Here is a 19,185-nt window from a genome sequence, read left to right as displayed (position 1 = left end):
ATGGACAGACAAAAGTTTTACTACGATAACAAGATCGTTAGCAAATTCATCATCGCAACCATGTTTTGGGGTATTATAGGGATGAGTGTAGGCCTCTTGCTTGCGTATTCTTTTTTATTCCCCAACATGACCGATGGCATATCTTGGTTGAGTTTTGGCCGTTTAAGACCATTACATACTAATGCTGTCATATTTGCATTTGTAGGAAATGCGATTTTTGCTGGTGTTTACTACTCTACCCAGCGTTTGTTAAAAGCACGTATGTGGAAAGACTGGCTGAGTAAACTTAACTTTTGGGGCTGGCAAGCGATTATTGTAGGTGCAGCTATCACCCTTCCTTTAGGATATACCACTTCTAAAGAATATGCAGAGCTGGAATGGCCATTTGATATTGCTATTGCTGTCATTTGGGTTGCATTTGGAGCCAACTTAATTGGCACCATGATCAAGAGAAGACAGCGACATTTATATGTAGCGATATGGTTCTACTTAGCAACATTTGTGACCGTTGCCGTTCTTCATATTGTCAACAGTATCGAGATACCTGTCAGCGCTTTAAAAAGTTACTCTGCTTATGCGGGTGTTCAAGATGCTTTGGTACAATGGTGGTACGGTCACAATGCGGTAGCCTTTTTCCTTACGACTCCATTCTTAGGTTTGATGTATTACTTTGTCCCTAAAGCGGCCAATAGACCTATTTATTCGTATCGGCTTTCCATTGTTCACTTCTGGTCCTTGATATTTATTTATATCTGGGCAGGACCTCACCATTTACTTTACTCTGCGCTTCCTGACTGGGCTCAAAATTTAGGTGTTGCATTTTCTATCATGTTACTCATGCCGTCATGGGGCGGAATGATAAATGGACTGCTAACACTACGTGGTGCCTGGGATAAAGTACGTACAGATCCTGTTTTAAAATTTATGGTAGTAGCGATTACCGGTTATGGTATGGCGACTTTTGAAGGCCCCATGCTCTCTCTAAAAAACGTGAATGCGATTGCTCACTTTAGTGATTGGATTATTGCACACGTACACGTAGGTGCGCTAGCATGGAACGGTTTCCTAGCTTTTGGTATGATCTACTGGTTGGTCCCTAGACTCTTTAAAACAACATTATGGTCTACAAAACTGGCAAATGTTCATTTTTGGATAGGAACTTTAGGAATCATTCTATATGCCTTACCTATGTATGTCGCTGGCTTTGTACAAGCCTCTATGTGGAAACAATTTAATCCAGATGGAACATTGACCTATGGTAACTTTTTAGAAACACTTACCGAAATCATGCCTATGTACTGGATGCGAGCTATAGGTGGTACCCTGTACATAATAAGTGCTTCCATAGGGGTCTACAACATGATCAGGACCGCTAGATCTGGTAGTGCTGTTACTGATGAGCTTGCAGAAGCGGCTGCTCTTCCTAAAGTAACTAGAAAACGTACTTCAAAGGAAGGCTACCACACTTGGCTAGAAAGAAGACCTGTGAAGCTGACTATTTTTGCAACTATTGCCATACTTATAGGTGGAATAGTGCAAATTGTCCCATCACTTATGGTAGATGATTACATCCCTATCATTTCTAGCGTAAAACCTTATACACCACTAGAATTAGAAGGAAGAGATATTTATATACGTGAAGGCTGTGTGGGATGTCACTCTCAAATGATACGTCCTTTTAGAAGTGAAGTAGAACGCTATGGAGAATATTCTAAAGCAGGAGAATACGTGTACGACCATCCCTTCTTATGGGGAAGCAAACGCACCGGTCCAGATTTGATGCGTATAGGAGGCAAATACAGTGACAACTGGCACTTAAATCACTTTTATGACCCGCAAAGTACGTCTTCAGGTTCTATAATGCCTTCTTATAAATGGCTGATTAAAAATGAACTGGATAAAGATCTAACAGAAGCTAAAATGGAAGCCATGCTTACGCTAGGTGTTCCATATACCCAAGAAGAAATAGACAGAGCACAAGAATGGATGACTGAACAAGGAACTCAAATTGAGGAAAACCTGTACAATGATCCAGACTTTGCAAAAACTTATGAGGCAGATAAGCAATATGCAAAAGACAACAACTTGCCATTTGTAGAAATGCGCGATAGAGAAATTGTAGCTATCATTTCCTACCTACAAAGATTAGGGACAGATATTAAAGTAACCCGTCCTGATGGAACTGCCCTCAACTTAAACGACTAAACCATGTTAAAATTTATCAAAGGGAATTTAGAAAATATAGATGGCGTGGAAATCTATCCCATCATATCACTGCTCATCTTTTTCATCTTTTTTAGCGGTCTGTTTTGGTGGGTATTTACAGCCAAAAAGAACCATATAGAAGAGGTCAGTAACATCCCTCTAAATGATGATACGTTCCCTACTAATGACCAAGATCATGAATAATACAGGACCTTTTTTCAGAACTATAGGATTTAGCATCCTAGGCTATTTCTTCTTCAACTGGATAGGAGCTACCCAAGAGGCGACGGCTTTTGAAAACCTACCCTGGCTGTGGTATCTGTACGGTACTATTATTTTGTTTTATATCGCTGGAGAAGCTTGTTTAGGAGCCCTTAGCAGGGTGCTTTATTTAAGCTTAAAACCAGATGCTCAGGAGAAGTATGATAAGAATACCGCTTTCGCGAAAGCGAACCAATTCAAATGGATCAAAGAAACCTATAAGAAATTACTGGGAAGTAAAGACATTGAAGAAGAGCACGAAATCATACTTGACCATAATTATGACGGGATAAAGGAGCTGGATAATGATTTACCACCATGGTGGGTGTATGGTTTTTATGCGAGTATTCTATTTGCCGTAGTTTACTTAGTTCGATTTGAAGTCTTTGATGATTACGATCAAAAAGAAGAATATGAAACAGCCGTTGCAGAAGCTCTAATAGAAATAGAAGAGTGGAAGAAAACAGCCAAAGACCTCGTGGATGTAAACACGGTAGTCTTGCTTACTGAAGCCTCTGACATCAATGCAGGTAAGCTGATTTTTCAAAGCAATTGTGTTGCTTGTCACAAGGCAGATGGCGGCGGCGGTATAGGCCCTAACCTTACCGATAAACACTGGATTTTAGGTGGTGGGATTAAGAATGTATTCAACACTATTTCTGAAGGAGGAAGATCTGGTAAAGGAATGGTACCCTGGAAACAGGATTTGAAACCAGCCGAAATGGCGCAAGTATCTAGCTATGTTTTAAACTTTCAAGGAACTACTGCTGCCGAGCCAAAACCAGCAGAAGGAGAGGTATGGATTGATCCTGATGTTCCAGAAATAAAATCAAAGATCAACGCAATAGTTCAAGATTCTTTAGAGCATCCTGCTATTGAAGTCGGCGATGTAAAGATAGCAACCGAAAAAAATTAAAGGAATGACACTTCACGATATAGAACAAAAATCTCTACAGGCTGAAACGCCTGTTGTAGGAACTATTTTTAAAGCAGATGGATCAAAAGTAATTGCTATAGGTATGAAAAGAGGTGTCGTTTTGCAAAAGCATACGGCACCATCCAAAGCAAAAATACTAGTTATTAAAGGTGAGATTGATTTTAATACAGAAAATCAAAGCAAGCGTCTTGCGCTCTATGAAAGTTATGACATACCTCTAGAGTTAACTCATAGTGTAGAAGCCTATGAAGACGCCCTTTTTCTTCTTCTATTAGAGTCATAAAGTAAACGAAAAATGGCAGAGCAAGGACAGGATAATTTTAGAGATACCATAGGAACGCTGGACAAAGAAGGACAGCGTGCATGGGTGTTTCCTAAAAAGCCAGATGGTATATGGTACGAGTATCGCAAGTATGTGAGCTATGTATTACTAGCTTTCTTGTTTGCGGCGCCATTTGTTAAAATAGGTGGTAATCAGTTTTTAATGTTCAATGTTTTAGAACGTCGTTTCAATATTTTTGGATTTCCCTTCTGGCCGCAAGACTTTCATTTATTTGTGATCATCATGATGATAGGTGTGGTCTTTGTCATTTTATTTACCGTTGCCTTTGGTAGATTATTTTGTGGTTGGGTCTGTCCACAAACGATTTTTATGGAAATGGTTTTTCGCCGTATTGAATATTGGATCGATGGTGATAGAGGTAAACAAATACGACTTGCTAAAATGCCTTGGAATGCAGAAAAGATTAAAAAAAGAGTTTTAAAATGGATCGTTTTTTTTATCATCTCTTTTCTCATTGCAAACGTATTTCTAGCTTACCTCATAGGTAGTGACCAATTAATTAGATACATCACAGAAGGGCCGTTTAAACATGTGAGCACCTTAATATCCTTAATCATTTTTACAGGTGTTTTTTACTTTGTATTTGCGTGGTTTAGAGAGCAAGTATGTATTATAGCCTGTCCTTATGGGAGGTTACAAGGAGTATTACTCGATAATAAATCCATAATTGTAGCTTATGATCACAAACGTGGAGAAAAAGAAGCCGGTCGTGCTAAGTTCAAGAAAAATGAAGATCGGGAGACTACAGGAAAAGGTGATTGTATCGATTGCGCTGCCTGCGTGCACGTATGTCCTACCGGTATAGACATACGTAACGGTACTCAATTGGAATGTATTAATTGTACCGCCTGCATAGACGCTTGTGATAAAATTATGGAAGCTGTGGATTTACCTAAAGGCTTGATACGCTATGCCAGTGAGGATAATATTGAGAAAAAAGAAAAATTCAAATTCACTCCTAGACTGAAAGGTTATGTAGCCGTTTTAGGAATTCTTACAGCTGTTTTAATAGGAATGTTATTCTTGCGCAATGATGTTGAAGCTACTGTACTAAGACTCCCTGGACAGTTGTATGAACATAAAGGAGAATTCATGATCAGTAATGTGTACACCTTTAAATTAGTCAATAAAACAGTGGACGACATTGATAATATCAACTTTAAATTACTCTCACACAAAGGAACTATCGAGCTGGTTTCTCAAGATCATTTTACCGTAAATGGTCAAGGACTTGCAGAAGGAACACTATTCATAGAAATAGATTCCCGTGCTTTAAGCGGCGATAAAGACCGAGTGGAAATAGGTATTTACAGTGATCAACAATTGATAGAAACTACGACTACCGCCTTTTTAGGGCCGCGTAGTTTTCATTAGACTTCTGCTTTTATTTCTATGTCGCACCCGCCTGTGCTGAGTTTATAAAGGTATTGAGTTACAAAAGCAAAACAAAAAACAAACTATGAAGTCAGAGAAAAAAGATCAATGCTGTCAAGGCTGTAAAAAAGGAAAACCAGGTGAAAACTTGAGCTGTCAAGCAAAACTATTGTTTGAAGAGCTTCAAAAGAAAAAAGAACTCGCTAAAAGTAAAGTGTCATGAAATGGAATTGGGGAACAGGTATTGCGCTAGTAATGACCGCTTTTATAGGCTTCATTCTCTATATGGTCATTACCATGAGTACTGATAAAGATTACAGCTACGATCTGGTTACGGAAGAATACTATGCTAAGGAAATGGTCTATCAAACCGAAATCGATGCAGAGAAGAATCTCAACCATTTAGAAGAGAAGTTAACTGGTCAAAAAACAGCCGATGGATGGCTGTTGTCCTTCCCATCAGAACTGACCAATGAAAATATACAGGGAAACCTGTTCCTATACCGACCGTCTAATCAGCAATTAGATTTTGACATGCCTATACTCTTATCTGGATCTCAGTTGCTTATACCTGATAAAAATTTGATAGATGGTCGCTGGAACATTACTGTCGATTTTAAATACAACGGTAAGGACTATTTATATAAAAAATCTATTGTTTATTAATGTTATACACTGCGCTCATATTAGGCTTATTAGGTAGTTTTCACTGCGTGGGAATGTGTGGTCCTATCGCGTTTTTACTTCCGTTGGATCGACAGAATAGAGTGAAAAGAATTTTACAATTATCCAGTTATCATTTTGGTCGTATTCTCACCTATTCTCTATTGGGATTATTATTTGGAATCGCAGGAAATACGTTTCATTTTTTTGGGATACAACAACAATTATCAATAGGAATAGGTGTCTTAATGATTATTTCCATTCTAGCTCCTACCCAACTCACTAATAAGTTCAGCATTACCCGACCTATTTATAAACTAGTAGGTAAAGTAAAAAATGCTTTAGGTGCAGCTCTTAAAAAAAAGGAACCGGAGACCTTTTTTATCATAGGCTTTTTAAATGGTCTACTCCCCTGCGGACTCGTCTATATGGCTGTTTTTGGGGCCATTGCATTGGGTGATCCTTTGCAAGGTATTTGGTATATGGCGCTATTTGGTATAGGAACTATTCCTTTAATGACTACGGCTATCTATTTGGGTAACTTCTTGACAAACAACCTTAAACAACGTATTCTTAAAGCTATTCCAGTTGTTGTAATAGTCATAGGCTTATTATTCATACTGCGCGGTTTGGGACTGGGAATTCCTTATGTATCGCCCTCAGAAATGGTAGCTGTACCAGAAGTCTCTTCACAATATGAGTGTCATTAAAACAACATTTTAAAACATATAATTATGAAAATAACATCGATAATACCTTTAGTAAATTGGGCAATGGGAGCTATACTTATAGGAGTCTTTGCTGTAGTATGTGTCGTTATCATACTGGTAGTCTATAATATGGTTAAGGCCGATAAAAAAGACTCTACAGATGCCGAAACTGATTAGGCAGTAGGCAGTAGGCAGTAGGCAGTAGGCAGTAGGCAGTAGGCAGTAGGCAGTAGGCAGTAGGCAGTAGGCAGTAGGCAGTAGGCAGTAGGCAGTAGGCAGTTTAAATAAAAATTCCTATGAAGCAAGCTTCACAGGAATTTTTATTTAAAACGACCTATATTAAACCGTCATTGAAAATAACTGTGTATCTGGTTGTTTTCTTTGTAATCGGAGATCAAAAGGCAGGCAAACATTTCTCACATAAGCTCTTCCTTTCTCTGTCACTATTAGTTTATTACTCTGTATTTTAACCAAATTGTCTTTTTCTAACTCTACAAGACTTTGTAACACGTCTGGTAGCTCCTTAAAACACAAAGACTCATCACTCCACGAAGTCTCCAACGTGCACATAAGATTAGAGATATGCTCACGTATTACCAAATCCTCTGAAGTGAGTACATGACCTCTATAAACGGGTAAGTCTCCTTTTTCTAAAAGACTTTGATATGCGTCAAGGTTCTTTACATTTTGTGCAAAGCTGTACCAAGAATCACTTATAGAAGAAACCCCTAATCCTATCATCACTTGGGTTTTACTAGAATTATATCCCATGAAATTGCGGACTAATTCCCCAGATTCTTGCGCCGCGTAAAGTGCATCTGATTTCAAGGCAAAATGATCCATACCTATTTCTCTGTAACCAGCTTCTTCTAGTAACTCCTTCCCTATTTCGTATTGCTGCCGTTTTACCTGAGCAGCAGGTAGATCGGTATCTTTAAATCCACGCTGTCCATTTCCTTTGATCCATGGCACATGTGCATAACTGTAAAAAGCGATGCGATCTGGTCGCAATTCTATGGTTTTATGGATCGTAAAAACTACATTTTCTATAGTTTGAAAAGGTAATCCATAAATAATATCATGTCCTATAGACGCATAGCCTACTTTTCTCGCATTTTCTGTAGCTTGCAGTACCTTTTGAAAAGGTTGTACGCGATGTATCGCTTTTTGAACCGATAGATTATAATCCTGAACACCATAACAAACCCGATTAAAACCTAGTCTTCCTAAGGTAGAAAGATGCTCAAGAGTGGTATTGTTAGGATGACCTTCAAAACTGAATTCTGCATGCTCAGCTTTATCAGCTAGAGCAAATATTTCAGTCATTAAGTATTTTAGGTTCTTTGAAGAGAAAAAAGTAGGTGTTCCACCACCTAAATGAATCTGTTTGATCTTAGGCTTTTCATCGAATAATTCAAGGTATAATTGGAATTCCTTTATTACAGAATCTATATAAGGTATTTCTACCTGATGGTTTTTTGTAATGCGCTTATTGCAACCGCAAAAGGTGCACATACTTTCACAAAAAGGCAAGTGTATATAAAGACTTATCCCTTCATTAGCATTGCTTTCTTTAAAACTTCTTTGTAACGATTCTTTCCAACTAGAAAGAGAAAAGCTATCCTGATCCCAATAGGGAACTGTAGGATAGCTGGTATATCTAGGTCCGGCCACGTTATACTTAGAAACAAGTGAACACATGGGCTCTAAAATATAAAGTTGAATGCGGCAATAAGACTACAGATAGAAATGCTCGCAATAACCGCTTTCAATACTAATGCAGGTTTTTGCAAGGTCAAAATCGATGCTAGCACTAAGTTGCACAACACCACGACAGCAAATATTTGAATCATCTGGAATACACCACTACCGTTTTGAAAAACAGACAATACCGTTAATCCTCCCAGACACGTACAAACGATGATAGCAGCCGCAGTGTGCAGCATAAAATGATCTTTCCAGTCTTTTTCCAGTTTTACATATAGAGTACTCATACCTTAAGTGTTTAATTATTAGATGCAAATCTAAGGGGAGACTGGTGTTTCAAAAGATGACTTTTGTCAGCTTTGAGATAATTCTTTGATGTTTTTTTCTCGCTTTCGCGAAAGCGGAACTAATACCACCTCTTGAATTCACATCAACTTCTTCTTTTTATCTTGCTTTAAACTACTTGTTTTGAAAAAATCGGACAATCTACTAAGCCTAATTAAGGTTTATCAAGGCTTTAAACAGTATTTACAAACGGCAAAACTAGTTTTCCATATAGTTCTATAGGCTAGCCTCTTGTATTAAAGTATCTTAGCCATCTTATCATCAGTTATACTCCCTTTTTATGAAATCTTGTTTAACATTATTAATTCTTCTCATTTCTAGTGCTTCCTTTGCACAACAAGAATTGCATCACCGCGCAAAGGTCTATTACAACTCTTATGAGCAATTCAAACAGATTCAAGAAGCTGGTGTCTCCATGGATCACGGTTATCATAAAAAAGATGTTTCCTTTGAATCTGACTTTTCAGTAAAAGAATTACGGACCTTAACTACTATAGGTATTGCTTACGACATCATCATTAATGATGTAAAGCAGTTTTATTTAGACCAAAATGATCCAAGAAGTCCTAAATATGTTTCCCCACAACTAGATTTAAAAAATGCCGGCTGCCTTAATAACAGCAATCAAATAAACTATACAACCCCACAAAATTACAACCAAGGTAGTATGGGCGGCTTTCTAACCTATACCGAAATGCTACAGGAACTGGATGACATGTACCTCTATTCCCAAAACAATAACCTCAACATTATCACGCCTAGAGCTGATAATATAGACCCAAGCAACCCAAATGATCTGGTAACCAGTGAAGGCCGCTACCAACAATGGGTGAAAATATCTGACAACCCAACCATCGTAGAAGTTGCCGAGCCTCAAATGTTATATACTGGTATTCACCATGCTCGTGAACCTGCATCTATGCAACAGCTTATCTTTTTTATGTGGTACGTACTAGAAAATTACAGTACCGATCCAGAAATTCAAGCTATAGTAGATAACACAGAGTTGTATTTCATTCCTGTTGTGAACCCTGATGGGTACATTTATAATCAAACTACAAATCCTAATGGCGGTGGATTATGGCGCAAAAACAGACGTGGTGGCTACGGTGTAGATCCTAATAGGAATTACAGTTACATCACACCTCAAGGAAATGAAGTGTGGAATACCGCTGGTACTTCTACCAATCAAAATAACGATACCTACGCCGGCACTGGACCTTTCAGCGAACCAGAAACTAGAGCGGTACGCTATTTTCTAGAGAATCATAACTTTAAAATGGCACTGAACAACCATAGCTTTAGTGAGTTGCTGTTATATCCTTTTGGATATGCAAATAATCAACCTACCACAGAAAATGCTTTGTTTCAAAATATATCTGAAGTAATGGTGTCACAAAACGGGTATAACAACATAATCAGCTCAGACTTGTATCCAGCGGCAGGAGATAGCGATGACTTTATGTACGGCATGCTCACCACTGCTTCTGGTGGAGCAAGAGAAAAAGTATATGCCATGACTCCAGAAATAGGTGCTTCTTTTTGGCCAGCGGCTAGTCAAATAGATGGTATTTGTAAAGAAATGATGTTCCATAACATTACAGCAGCCCAATTGATAGGTAACTATGGAAAGCTAGAAGATAACGCCCCTAGCTCTTTTGAAACTACCAACCTGACGGTTCCTTTTTCATTAACTCGTTTAGGATTGCAAGATTTGACGGGTTTTAGCGTGAGCATCAACCCTGTTAGTGCTAACATCGCTAGTGTCGGAAGCGCCAGATCTTTTACCAATCTCAATTTAAATCAAACGGTATCTGATAACATTTCTATGACACTGATCAACACGATCAATCCTGGTGATCTTATTACCTATGAACTGGCTCTTTTCAATGGACTGTACACCTCTGCACAAACGATTACTAAAGTATATGGTGACCTCACGCCTATTTTTGAAGATAGGGTTGTAAATTCTAATAATTGGCAATTGAACGGTTGGGGGATTTCTACCACCGACTTCTTTTCTCCTTCTCAATCGTTTACAGATTCTCCAGTTGGACCTTATAACAACAATCAGAATAAGTCTATTATCCTTAATAACGCTAGCAGTATTGACCTTACTTCTACCTCCTTATTAGAAGCAAAGCTTAGGTTCCAAGCCAAATGGGATATTGAAAACAATTACGACTATGTGCAAGTAGAAGTTTCCACAAATAATGGTGCTTCTTGGACGCCACAATGCGGTAATTACACCAACACAGGAGTTGCTAGCCAACCAGCAAACGGACAGCCATTATACGATGGCATACAATCCTCTTGGGTAGAAGAAAGCATCAGTCTTAGTGATTATTTAGGGCAACAAATTTTAGTGCGATTTCAGTTGGTTACCGATCAAAGTGTCACTGGTGATGGGTTCTATTTTGACGACCTTAAGGTAGTCGTGATGGATACTGCTACCGCAAGTGAAGCCTCTAATGAACTGGGTGAATTGGTTGCTGTTTTTCCTAATCCGGTGCAAGACCGGCTATTTATAAACACCTCATTAGAAAAGTTTCAAGCTACTATCTACAACCTACAAGGACAGAAACTATACAGCTTTGAATCTAAAGAGGCCAATATAGAATTGGATTACAATGGTTATTCATCTGGTATATATTTCTTAAACATATCTACCGATAAAGCTTCAAAGACGTTTAAGGTTGTAAAAGAGTAAGCTTGTTCTCGATATATTTTAAAATCTTCATCCATAACGGATTCCAGACAAATCTGGAACTGTTTCCCCATCTTCAGTAAAACATTTCAAACCAGATGTTCTGGAAGGACAAAAGCTGCGCAGGTTAGCGCTTGTGAAATAGATTTGTCCTGCTGGAAGGACAAGAGTCGCGTAGGTTAGCGCTTGTGAAATAGATTTGTCCTGCTGGAAAATTGGTACGCGGTATTTCCAAAAAAGGTGAAGAATACAGCATGCAAATTTGTTCAGCATACTGTAAGTGTTCTCGGTGATCAAAGTTATCTCCATCCATAACGGATTCCAGACAAATCTGGAACTGTTTCCCCATCTTCAGCAAAACATCTCGATCCAGATTTTCCGGAAGGACAAGAGTCGCGCAGGTTAGCGCTTGTGAAATAGAATTGTCCTGCTGGAAGGACAAAAGCTGCGTAGGTTAGCGCTTGTGAAATAGATTTGTCCTGCTGGAAAATTGGCACGCGGTATTTCCAAAAAAGGTGAAGAATACAGCATGCAAATTTGTTCAGCATCCAGTAAGTGTTCTCGGTTTAAGAAAGACTTTCAATCTTCTTTATATTCTTCGATCTCCTTATCGGTATACCATTCTTTAGCTAAATCTATCCATTCAGGATTATGCTGCTGTATGAGATTCACTTTCCATTCTCTGTTCCAAGTTTTCAATTGCTTTTCTCTTGCAATACCTTTATCTGCGTATTGAAAGAACTCTTTATAAACTAGTTTACCAAGCTCATACTTGGAGGTGAATTTACCGCCTTTTCCAGCTTTGTGCTGTAAAGTACGCTGACCTAAATTCCCTGTGAAACCTATGTAGATAGTTCCATTTTTAAAATTGGTCATGATATAAACGTAAAAGGCGTAAACTTTCATTAATAAGGTATCTCTATGAAGCACAAGTTAATAAAAGTTATCTCCATCCATAATGGATTCCAGACAAATCTGGAACTGTTTCCCCATCTTCAGGAAAACATCTCGAACCAGATTTTCTGGAAGGACAAGAGTCGCGCAGGTTAGCGCTTGTGAACTAGAATTGTCCTGCTGGAAAATTGGTACGCGGTATTTCCAAAAAAGGTGAAGAATACAGCATGCAAATTTGTTCAGCATCCAGTAAGTGTTCTCGGTGATCAAAGTTATCTCCATCCATAACGGATTCCAGACAAATCTGGAACTGTTTCCCATCTTCAGGAAAACATCTCGAACCAGATGTTCCGGAAGGACAAGAGTCGCGCAGGTTAGCGCTTGTGAAATAGATTTGTCCTGCTGGAAAATTGGCACGCGGTATTTCCAAAAAAGGTGAAGAATACAGCATGCAAATTTGTTCAGCATCCAGTAAGTGTTCTCGGTGATCAAAGTTATCTCCATCCATAATGGATTCCAGACAAATCTGGAACTGTTTCCCCATCTTCAGTAAAACATTTCGAACCAGATTTTCTGGAAGGACAAGAGTCGCGCAGGTTAGCGCTTGTGAACTAGATTTGTCCTGCTGGAAGGACAAGAGTCGCGCAGGTTAGCGCTTGTGAAATAGATTTGTCCTGCTGGAAAGTTGGTACGCGGTATTTCCAAAAAAGGTGAAGAATACAGCATGCAAATTTGTTCAGCATCCAGTAAGTGTTCTCGGTGATCAAAGTTATCTCCATCCATAACGGATTCCAGACAAATCTGGAACTGTTTCCCATCTTCAGGAAAACATCTCGAACCAGATTTTCTGGAAGGACAAAAGCTAGCAACCAAAAGAGGAAATTAAAATCAGGTCTTTTGCTTTTTCTTTCTCGCCGCAGGAAACAACACATTATTTAAAATCAAGCGATATCCTGGACTGTTGGGGTGCAGACTCAACTCTGTAGGTGGGTCTCCTACTCGATGCTGGTAATCTTCTGGATCGTGTCCACCGTAGAAAGTGAAGAATCCTTTACCGCGTATGCCGTGAATGTATTTAGCTTCTTTGTTGATTCTGTTCTCCCCAAGTACCAAAACATTTTTCTTTACCTCTTCTCTATAAAAACTCGTCGTCTGCCCCATAAATCCTTTGACAAGACTCGTATGGTTTTGATTGAGCATGGTAGGAATAGGATCCCATTTGGCACTGAAATCCATTAAAGAGAAATAATCCAGTTCTCGATCGATCGTACGCTTAGCAGTCATATCAATGGAGCTGAATTCGTACACCATAGGAGAACGCTCAAGTGTATAATCTGTAAAAGCAAACGTCTTTGTATAATCTATTTTATTTTGATACCCCGCATCACTCGCATCACCGTCAAACATGGGCTCTGCAATATCAACTCCTTCTGCACTGAGTGCAATATCAAAGCTGTCTGTCGCGCTGCACATCGCAAACATAAAACCGCCACCGACTACATAGTCTCTAATTTTAAGTGCCACATCGCGTTTTTCTTCACTCACCTTATCGTAGCCTAGCTTTTGCGCCAATTCTTCGGCTTGCTTCTTTTCTTCCACATACCAAGGCGCTGCTCTAAAACTGCGATAAAATTTACCGTACTGCCCTGTAAAATCTTCGTGATGCAAGTGCAACCAGTCGTATAATATAAGTTGGTCAGAAAGTACTTCCTCGTCGTAAATCTTGGTGTATGGAATCTCTGCATAGGTGAGCACCATAGTTACCGCATCGTCCCAAGGCGAGGTACCTGTAGGAGAATACACCGCTATTTTAGGAGCTTTTTCTAGCAAGACTTCTTGCATGTTTTGAGACGGACTGGCTACCAATTCTAAGATAGATCGTACCTCGGCTTCGGTCATTTCTTCAAAGCTCACGCCTCTTACGATCAATTCTTTTTTGATTTCTTCTACGTTAGGCACTAAAAAGGAGCCGCCTCGATAATTGAGCAACCACTTGACTTTGTTTCCTTTAGAAAGCACCCAATAGGAGATCCCGTAAGCTTTTAAATGGTCTGCCTGAGTCTCTGCATCCATGGGTATGAATAAATATTGAGACTGTGCAAAGAGTCCACTGGCACAAAATAATAAGAGTAAGATTATTCTTTTTAGCATTCTTAAAGTGTGTAATTATACCGCTTTCGCGAAAGCGGAATTCAACAAAAACCACCACCCTAAAAGCTGCGTACTAATATAATAATTGAATGCGGAACAGACTGCAATAATGCGACCAAGTTATTCCACTAGAACGGCATGTCGTCATTAGGAATTCCAAAAGCATCACCAGGATTTCCAGCTTTAGGACTGTCAAAGGCATCTGGCTTTAAGGTGTCGTCGTTTGCAGCATTCATTTTAGAACCAAATTCTTCTGGAGTAGTAAAAAACTGATCCAAGTTATCAAACTTACCGAACTGTCCTAAGAACTTCAAACGTATGGAGTCTGTCGCACCATTACGGTGTTTTGCAACGATAAATTCTCCTTGACCAGCAGTAGGGCTGCGGTCGTCATCATCCCATTCTTCCAGACCGTAATATTCTGGTCTGTAAATAAAGGATACAATATCTGCATCTTGCTCAATCGCTCCAGATTCCCTTAAATCAGAAAGTAACGGACGCTTAGACCCCCCTCGAGACTCTACCGCACGAGACAGTTGTGAAAGTGCAATTACTGGCACGCTCAATTCTTTGGCAAGTGCTTTTAAATTACGAGAGATCGTAGAGATTTCTTGTTCGCGATTCCCTCCTTTGTTACCGGTCTGAGCAGTCATTAATTGCAAGTAGTCAATCATGATCAGTTTGATACCGTATTGTGAGGCCAGTCTTCTACATTTTGCACGCAAGTCAAAAATAGACAGTGATGGGGTGTCATCAATAAAAATAGGAGCTTGCTCTAAATCTTTTACTTTAACGTTGAGTTGTTCCCATTCATGTGGCTCTAGTTTTCCTGTCCGTAGTTTTTCAGAACTCAATCCTGTTTCTGAAGAAATCAAACGAGTAATCAATTGTACCGAGCTCATCTCTAGAGAGAAGAAGGCTACTGGAATATTATTTCCTACGGCAATATTACGAGCCATACTCAAGGTAAAGGCCGTTTTACCCATACCTGGACGTGCAGCAATAATGATTAAATCTGAGGGCTGCCAGCCACTTGTTAAACGGTCCAGATCTGTAAAGCCAGATGGAATACCGGAGAGTCCATCGCGATTTGCTATTTCTTCAATACGCTCTTTTGCCTGACGCACCAAATCCATAGCCGTCTCTGTACTTTTTCTGATGTTCCCTTGGGTTACTTCATAAAGTTTAGATTCTGCCTTGTCTAATAAATCAAAAACGTCGGTAGATTCTTCGTAAGATTCATTGATAATCTCAGTAGAAATTTTGATCAGACTGCGCTGTATGAATTTTTGAAGAATGATCCTCGCATGAAATTCAATGTGCGCTGTAGAACTTACCAACTGGGACAGTTGAACGAGGTAATGATCTCCACCAGCGGCTTCTATCTTTTCCATTTTACGCAACTGAGCGCTAACGGTTAATAAGTCCACTGGCTTCCCTTCTTTAAAGAGAATATCTATGGCTTCAAAAATGAATTGGTGGTTTTTCTGATAGAAAACATCTGGAGAAAGCAGATCGATTACCTCATCCACTCCTTTACCATCAATCATCAAAGCTCCTATGACAACTTTCTCTAAATCAACTGCTTGAGGTGGTATTTTACCTTTTTCAAGAGTAACAACAGAAGTGTTTCCTGAGGCGATATTAGGGCGTTGTTGTACTTTTTCCATAGAATTCAAAAGTAGGGATTTAAATAGGTTTTACTCGTGTTGGGTTATGATAACTTAATCAACAATTACATCAAAAAGACGGTTTATAACATGTTAATAAGCATTGGTTTTTTAAGAAAGCTAGGAAGCATCACTACTCACAAAAAAAAGCTGGTATTCTTCTCTGGTTTTTTTTAAGTTGATAAGTCGTTTGGACCTAGGAAATCAAAAAATAAACAATTGAAAAAGCTACAAAGTTGTCACATCAACTTTGTAGCTTTTTTTCAATAGGTTATAAAATGTACACCTGTAATTACCCCTTAAAAACTCCCATATTAGCATATTTATCCATGCGTTGTTCTACGAGGTCTTTAGGAGATAGGACTTTTAATTCTTCATAATATCTCACGATACATTCTGCTACAGATTTAAAAGTAGTCTCTCTATCCTTATGAGCACCACCTTCTGGTTCTTTAAGAATTTCATCTACTAGCTTTAATTTCTTCATGTCTGTAGAGGTCAACTTTAAAGCGTCTGCAGCTCTTTCTTTGTATTCCCAGCTTCTCCATAAAATAGAAGAACAAGATTCTGGTGAGATTACAGAGTACCATGTATTTTCTAACATGACTACTTTATCTCCTACACCTATACCTAGTGCGCCACCACTTGCTCCTTCACCTATAATCATTACTATAATAGGCACTTTAAGACGCGTCATTTCAAGAATATTTCTTGCGATCGCTTCTCCTTGACCGCGTTCTTCTGCTTCAAGGCCTGGATAGGCACCTGGAGTGTCGATGAGTGCCACAACCGGCACACCAAATTTCTCGGCACTTTTCATTAAACGAAGTGCCTTGCGGTAACCTTCTGGATTTGCCATACCAAAGTTGCGGTACTGACGTGTTTTGGTATTAAAGCCTTTTTGCTGACCTATAAACATAAAGCTTTGGTCGCCTATCTTACCCAGTCCACCTATCATCGCCTTGTCGTCTTTTACATTGCGATCACCGTGTAATTCTAGCCAAGTATCTCCACAAATAGCCTTGATATAATCTAAAGTATAAGGACGGCTAGGATGACGAGACATCTGCACACGTTGCCATGCTGTTAAGTTGGCATATATATCTTTACGGGTTGCCTTAAGCTTTTTCTCTATTTGCTTGATCGTTGCACTTACATCAACATCACTCTCTTCACCTAAAGTAATCGTTTGCTGGTGTTTTTCTTCCAGCTCTTTAATCGGTAATTCAAATTCTAAATATTCCATATGAGGGAATTCGTTTTTTGGATCAACAAATATAGTGATATCGATGAACTTGAAGTTGAAGTTGAACTCGAATTTAAAATTGAAATTGAAATGAGTTTTGCTACTTACTCAGACGTTTTTACTCTTGAACCGGCATCGTTGTCCAGACAAGATTGCTCCACAAATTTTATAACTTTAACTTTGCTAACAAAAAAGCACCTCAATAAAGGTGCTTTTCAAGTTCCTTCTAAAAGTATAAACTTAGTCTAAAGTGATTTTAACGTAGCTCTTTTCTTTAGGTTTAGGTGTATTTGTTATGTACTCATTATCTGAAATCTTCACCATTTTTTCTACCATAAGACCATTTAGACCAGTTCCCGTTTTAAGTAAAGGTTTGTATTCAAAGCCTTTTTCTAGATCAAGAGTGATTAAGTAAGGTTTTGATTTTAATAATTCCTTATCTGATTTTAAATTACTGTTTACATAGGTTAAAGTGTCTGTATCTTTTTTCAATTCCCTAGCATTTACTATAAAGTTAAATTTACCTTCTCGATATTTTGAGAAAACCCCATGATTCCAAAACTCAAATCTACCACTGTTAGTATAGGTACCCACGTTATAAATCCTATCTCTTCTATCCCTTGTTATTTCGCGCTTAAGTGTATAATGATTTATCAATTCTCCATTTTGGGAATCTAGCTGGAACACATTAAAGTCTCCTTTAATTCTTTCTGATGAAACTAATCTTCTACGCACATTCTGCCCTGAACCAAAACTCATAGTTTCTGTTCCTACTTCATAAGAATAGATTCCAAAGACCCAATCATTTTGAAATTTTACCATGGTGTGAAAATCAAATTTTCTGAGATCCCCCTCGCTAGGACTTTTAAAATCATAAGATTTAAAAGAATGGTCATCTAATTCCGTATTAATGATAACACCTTTTTGTTTCAGGTCTTGAATATCAAACTCTTGAACCATTAAACCTGTTTTAATTTTATCCTCTTCCGTGTATGCACGAGAAAAGGTTAAACTAGCAAGTGATATCGAATTATCGATGATTAATGCTTTAGAAACTGCCAGAAGATCTTTTTCACCTTGTAATTTTATCATAACAGGTTTTTGATCGCCTTTCAAGACATAAATTGTTTCAAAGCCCATTAGATCTAGTTCCCTATCCTCTTTTCTTCTATTTTTATTTTTAGCTTTTTTCCCCTTGCCATAAAATATATAGGTATCGTTGTCTTCAAAATAGTCAATCTTATATAATTTAAAATCTTTAAAATCTTTATGGATCAGTGTCACTTCTTTATTATCAACAACATTCAATTTTTCATCTAATCTAATTATAGTATGTGTTGATGTTTCTCTAGGTCGATCATCACTGAAAATAGTAAATCCTCTTTTTGCATAATTATGTAAAGTAGCTATTAAAGTAAAGTTTTCTTTATCACTAGTGAAAGTATGTAGAGATGCGTCTATGTCACCGTTAGATTTCTTTTCATTGACTCGATTAAAATCTACGTCTTGTTTTGCAACACTTTTCCTAATCGCTTTTTTATCTAGATCCAGATCATAGGCTTCTTCTATTATCTCCTCCAAATTCTTTTTCTCAAAATTAACAACTAACACCTTACCCAATCCTCTTCCTACTTCTACGGCAAATAGTTTGATTTTTCCATTTTCCAAAGCTGCGGAAACAATTCGATCTTTGGTTGCTCTTATTTTTGTAGACTTGCGTAATTTCATCTTACTATCAAACTCATTGACGTATTGTATTTCACGTTTGTAATTATACACTAAAACATAAACTCCACCATCTGGCTTCTTTAAAGCAAAACCCGTATTATCAGTCTTTTTGGTTTTGACAATCCCACTTTTCTCAATTGAGAAATCTGTTTGAGCTGTTACCGTAAATTGAATTAAAAATATTATTAAAAAGTAAAGAAATTTAAAATGTTTCATGCTAATAAATACTATGAGTTGAAATAAA

20 protein-coding genes are annotated in these 19,185 nt (G+C 38.2%); 10 read left to right on the top strand and 10 right to left on the bottom strand.

The features are described 5' to 3' along the window. The 9 genes from ccoN to F0365_RS09670 all read left to right on the top strand — a co-directional run bounded on the left by ccoN (position 1) and on the right by F0365_RS09670 (position 6,670). Positions 1-2,205, top strand: a complete 2,205-nt coding sequence (gene ccoN, locus F0365_RS09710; protein ID WP_169933512.1) for a cytochrome-c oxidase, cbb3-type subunit I — start codon at positions 1-3, stop codon at positions 2,203-2,205. Between the two features lie 3 nt (positions 2,206-2,208). Further along, positions 2,209-2,409, top strand: a complete 201-nt coding sequence (locus F0365_RS09705) for a cbb3-type cytochrome oxidase subunit 3 (RefSeq protein ID WP_169933511.1) — start codon at positions 2,209-2,211, stop codon at positions 2,407-2,409. Further along, the gene (locus tag F0365_RS09700) at positions 2,402-3,382 is read left to right on the top strand and encodes a cbb3-type cytochrome c oxidase N-terminal domain-containing protein (RefSeq protein ID WP_169933510.1); all 981 of its coding nucleotides are present in this window, start codon (positions 2,402-2,404) and stop codon (positions 3,380-3,382) included. Before F0365_RS09705 ends, F0365_RS09700 begins: the two co-directional genes overlap by 8 nt. Before the next feature lie 4 nt (positions 3,383-3,386). Then, positions 3,387-3,686 (top strand): hypothetical protein, encoded by a 300-nt coding sequence (locus tag F0365_RS09695; protein ID WP_169933509.1) that lies wholly within the window; start codon positions 3,387-3,389, stop codon positions 3,684-3,686. 12 nt (positions 3,687-3,698) lie between these two features. After that, complete coding sequence (ccoG, locus tag F0365_RS09690) at positions 3,699-5,120, top strand: cytochrome c oxidase accessory protein CcoG (RefSeq protein ID WP_169933508.1); 1,422 nt, start codon at positions 3,699-3,701, stop codon at positions 5,118-5,120. A gap of 85 nt (positions 5,121-5,205) precedes the next feature. Next, the gene (locus F0365_RS09685; protein WP_169933507.1) at positions 5,206-5,343 is read left to right on the top strand and encodes a hypothetical protein; all 138 of its coding nucleotides are present in this window, start codon (positions 5,206-5,208) and stop codon (positions 5,341-5,343) included. Next, entirely contained in the window at positions 5,340-5,786 is a 447-nt protein-coding gene (locus F0365_RS09680; RefSeq protein ID WP_169933506.1) for a FixH family protein, read from the top strand. Before F0365_RS09685 ends, F0365_RS09680 begins: the two co-directional genes overlap by 4 nt. Continuing rightward, the gene (locus tag F0365_RS09675) at positions 5,786-6,493 is read left to right on the top strand and encodes a sulfite exporter TauE/SafE family protein (RefSeq protein ID WP_169933505.1); all 708 of its coding nucleotides are present in this window, start codon (positions 5,786-5,788) and stop codon (positions 6,491-6,493) included. Before F0365_RS09680 ends, F0365_RS09675 begins: the two co-directional genes overlap by 1 nt. Positions 6,494-6,517: 24 nt before the next feature. Beyond that, complete coding sequence (locus F0365_RS09670) at positions 6,518-6,670, top strand: hypothetical protein (protein ID WP_169933504.1); 153 nt, start codon at positions 6,518-6,520, stop codon at positions 6,668-6,670. A 162-nt stretch (positions 6,671-6,832) separates the two neighbouring features. On the opposite strand, the gene hemN is transcribed toward F0365_RS09670, so the two are convergent. Further along, entirely contained in the window at positions 6,833-8,194 is a 1,362-nt protein-coding gene (hemN, locus tag F0365_RS09665; protein ID WP_169933503.1) for an oxygen-independent coproporphyrinogen III oxidase, read from the bottom strand. A gap of 5 nt (positions 8,195-8,199) precedes the next feature. After that, positions 8,200-8,487, bottom strand: coding sequence for a hypothetical protein (locus tag F0365_RS09660; protein WP_169933502.1), 288 nt, complete (start codon positions 8,485-8,487; stop codon positions 8,200-8,202). Between the two features lie 338 nt (positions 8,488-8,825). Here F0365_RS09660 and F0365_RS09655 point away from each other — a divergent pair, with 338 nt between their 5' ends. Then, the gene (locus F0365_RS09655; protein ID WP_169933501.1) at positions 8,826-11,255 is read left to right on the top strand and encodes a M14 family zinc carboxypeptidase; all 2,430 of its coding nucleotides are present in this window, start codon (positions 8,826-8,828) and stop codon (positions 11,253-11,255) included. 27 nt (positions 11,256-11,282) lie between these two features. On the opposite strand, the gene F0365_RS09650 is transcribed toward F0365_RS09655, so the two are convergent. The 8 genes from F0365_RS09650 to F0365_RS09615 form a co-directional block, all read right to left on the bottom strand. After that, positions 11,283-11,525, bottom strand: coding sequence for a hypothetical protein (locus F0365_RS09650; protein WP_169933500.1), 243 nt, complete (start codon positions 11,523-11,525; stop codon positions 11,283-11,285). Positions 11,526-11,551: 26 nt separating this feature from the next. After that, positions 11,552-11,800, bottom strand: a complete 249-nt coding sequence (locus F0365_RS09645) for a hypothetical protein (RefSeq protein ID WP_169933499.1) — start codon at positions 11,798-11,800, stop codon at positions 11,552-11,554. Positions 11,801-11,831: 31 nt separating this feature from the next. After that, the gene (locus F0365_RS09640) at positions 11,832-12,158 is read right to left on the bottom strand and encodes a GIY-YIG nuclease family protein (RefSeq protein ID WP_240961592.1); all 327 of its coding nucleotides are present in this window, start codon (positions 12,156-12,158) and stop codon (positions 11,832-11,834) included. 154 nt (positions 12,159-12,312) lie between these two features. Next, a complete protein-coding gene (locus tag F0365_RS09635; RefSeq protein WP_169933498.1) occupies positions 12,313-12,690 on the bottom strand; it encodes a hypothetical protein in 378 nt (125 codons plus the stop codon). Positions 12,691-13,034: 344 nt separating this feature from the next. Beyond that, positions 13,035-14,297: an asparagine synthetase B gene (locus tag F0365_RS09630; protein WP_169933497.1), complete on the bottom strand. Its 1,263-nt coding sequence runs from the start codon at positions 14,295-14,297 to the stop codon at positions 13,035-13,037. Between the two features lie 128 nt (positions 14,298-14,425). Further along, on the bottom strand, positions 14,426-15,967 hold the full coding sequence (gene dnaB, locus F0365_RS09625) for a replicative DNA helicase (protein WP_169933496.1): 1,542 nt from the start codon (positions 15,965-15,967) through the stop codon (positions 14,426-14,428). A 292-nt stretch (positions 15,968-16,259) separates the two neighbouring features. After that, positions 16,260-17,213, bottom strand: coding sequence for an acetyl-CoA carboxylase carboxyltransferase subunit alpha (locus F0365_RS09620; RefSeq protein WP_169933495.1), 954 nt, complete (start codon positions 17,211-17,213; stop codon positions 16,260-16,262). Between the two features lie 240 nt (positions 17,214-17,453). After that, positions 17,454-19,157, bottom strand: a complete 1,704-nt coding sequence (locus F0365_RS09615; protein WP_169933494.1) for a hypothetical protein — start codon at positions 19,155-19,157, stop codon at positions 17,454-17,456. Positions 19,158-19,185 lie beyond the last annotated feature (28 nt).

Source organism: Nonlabens sp. Ci31, from assembly GCF_012974865.1.
GTDB lineage: Bacteria > Bacteroidota > Bacteroidia > Flavobacteriales > Flavobacteriaceae > Nonlabens.
This window is presented reverse-complemented; position numbering and strand designations above follow the sequence as displayed.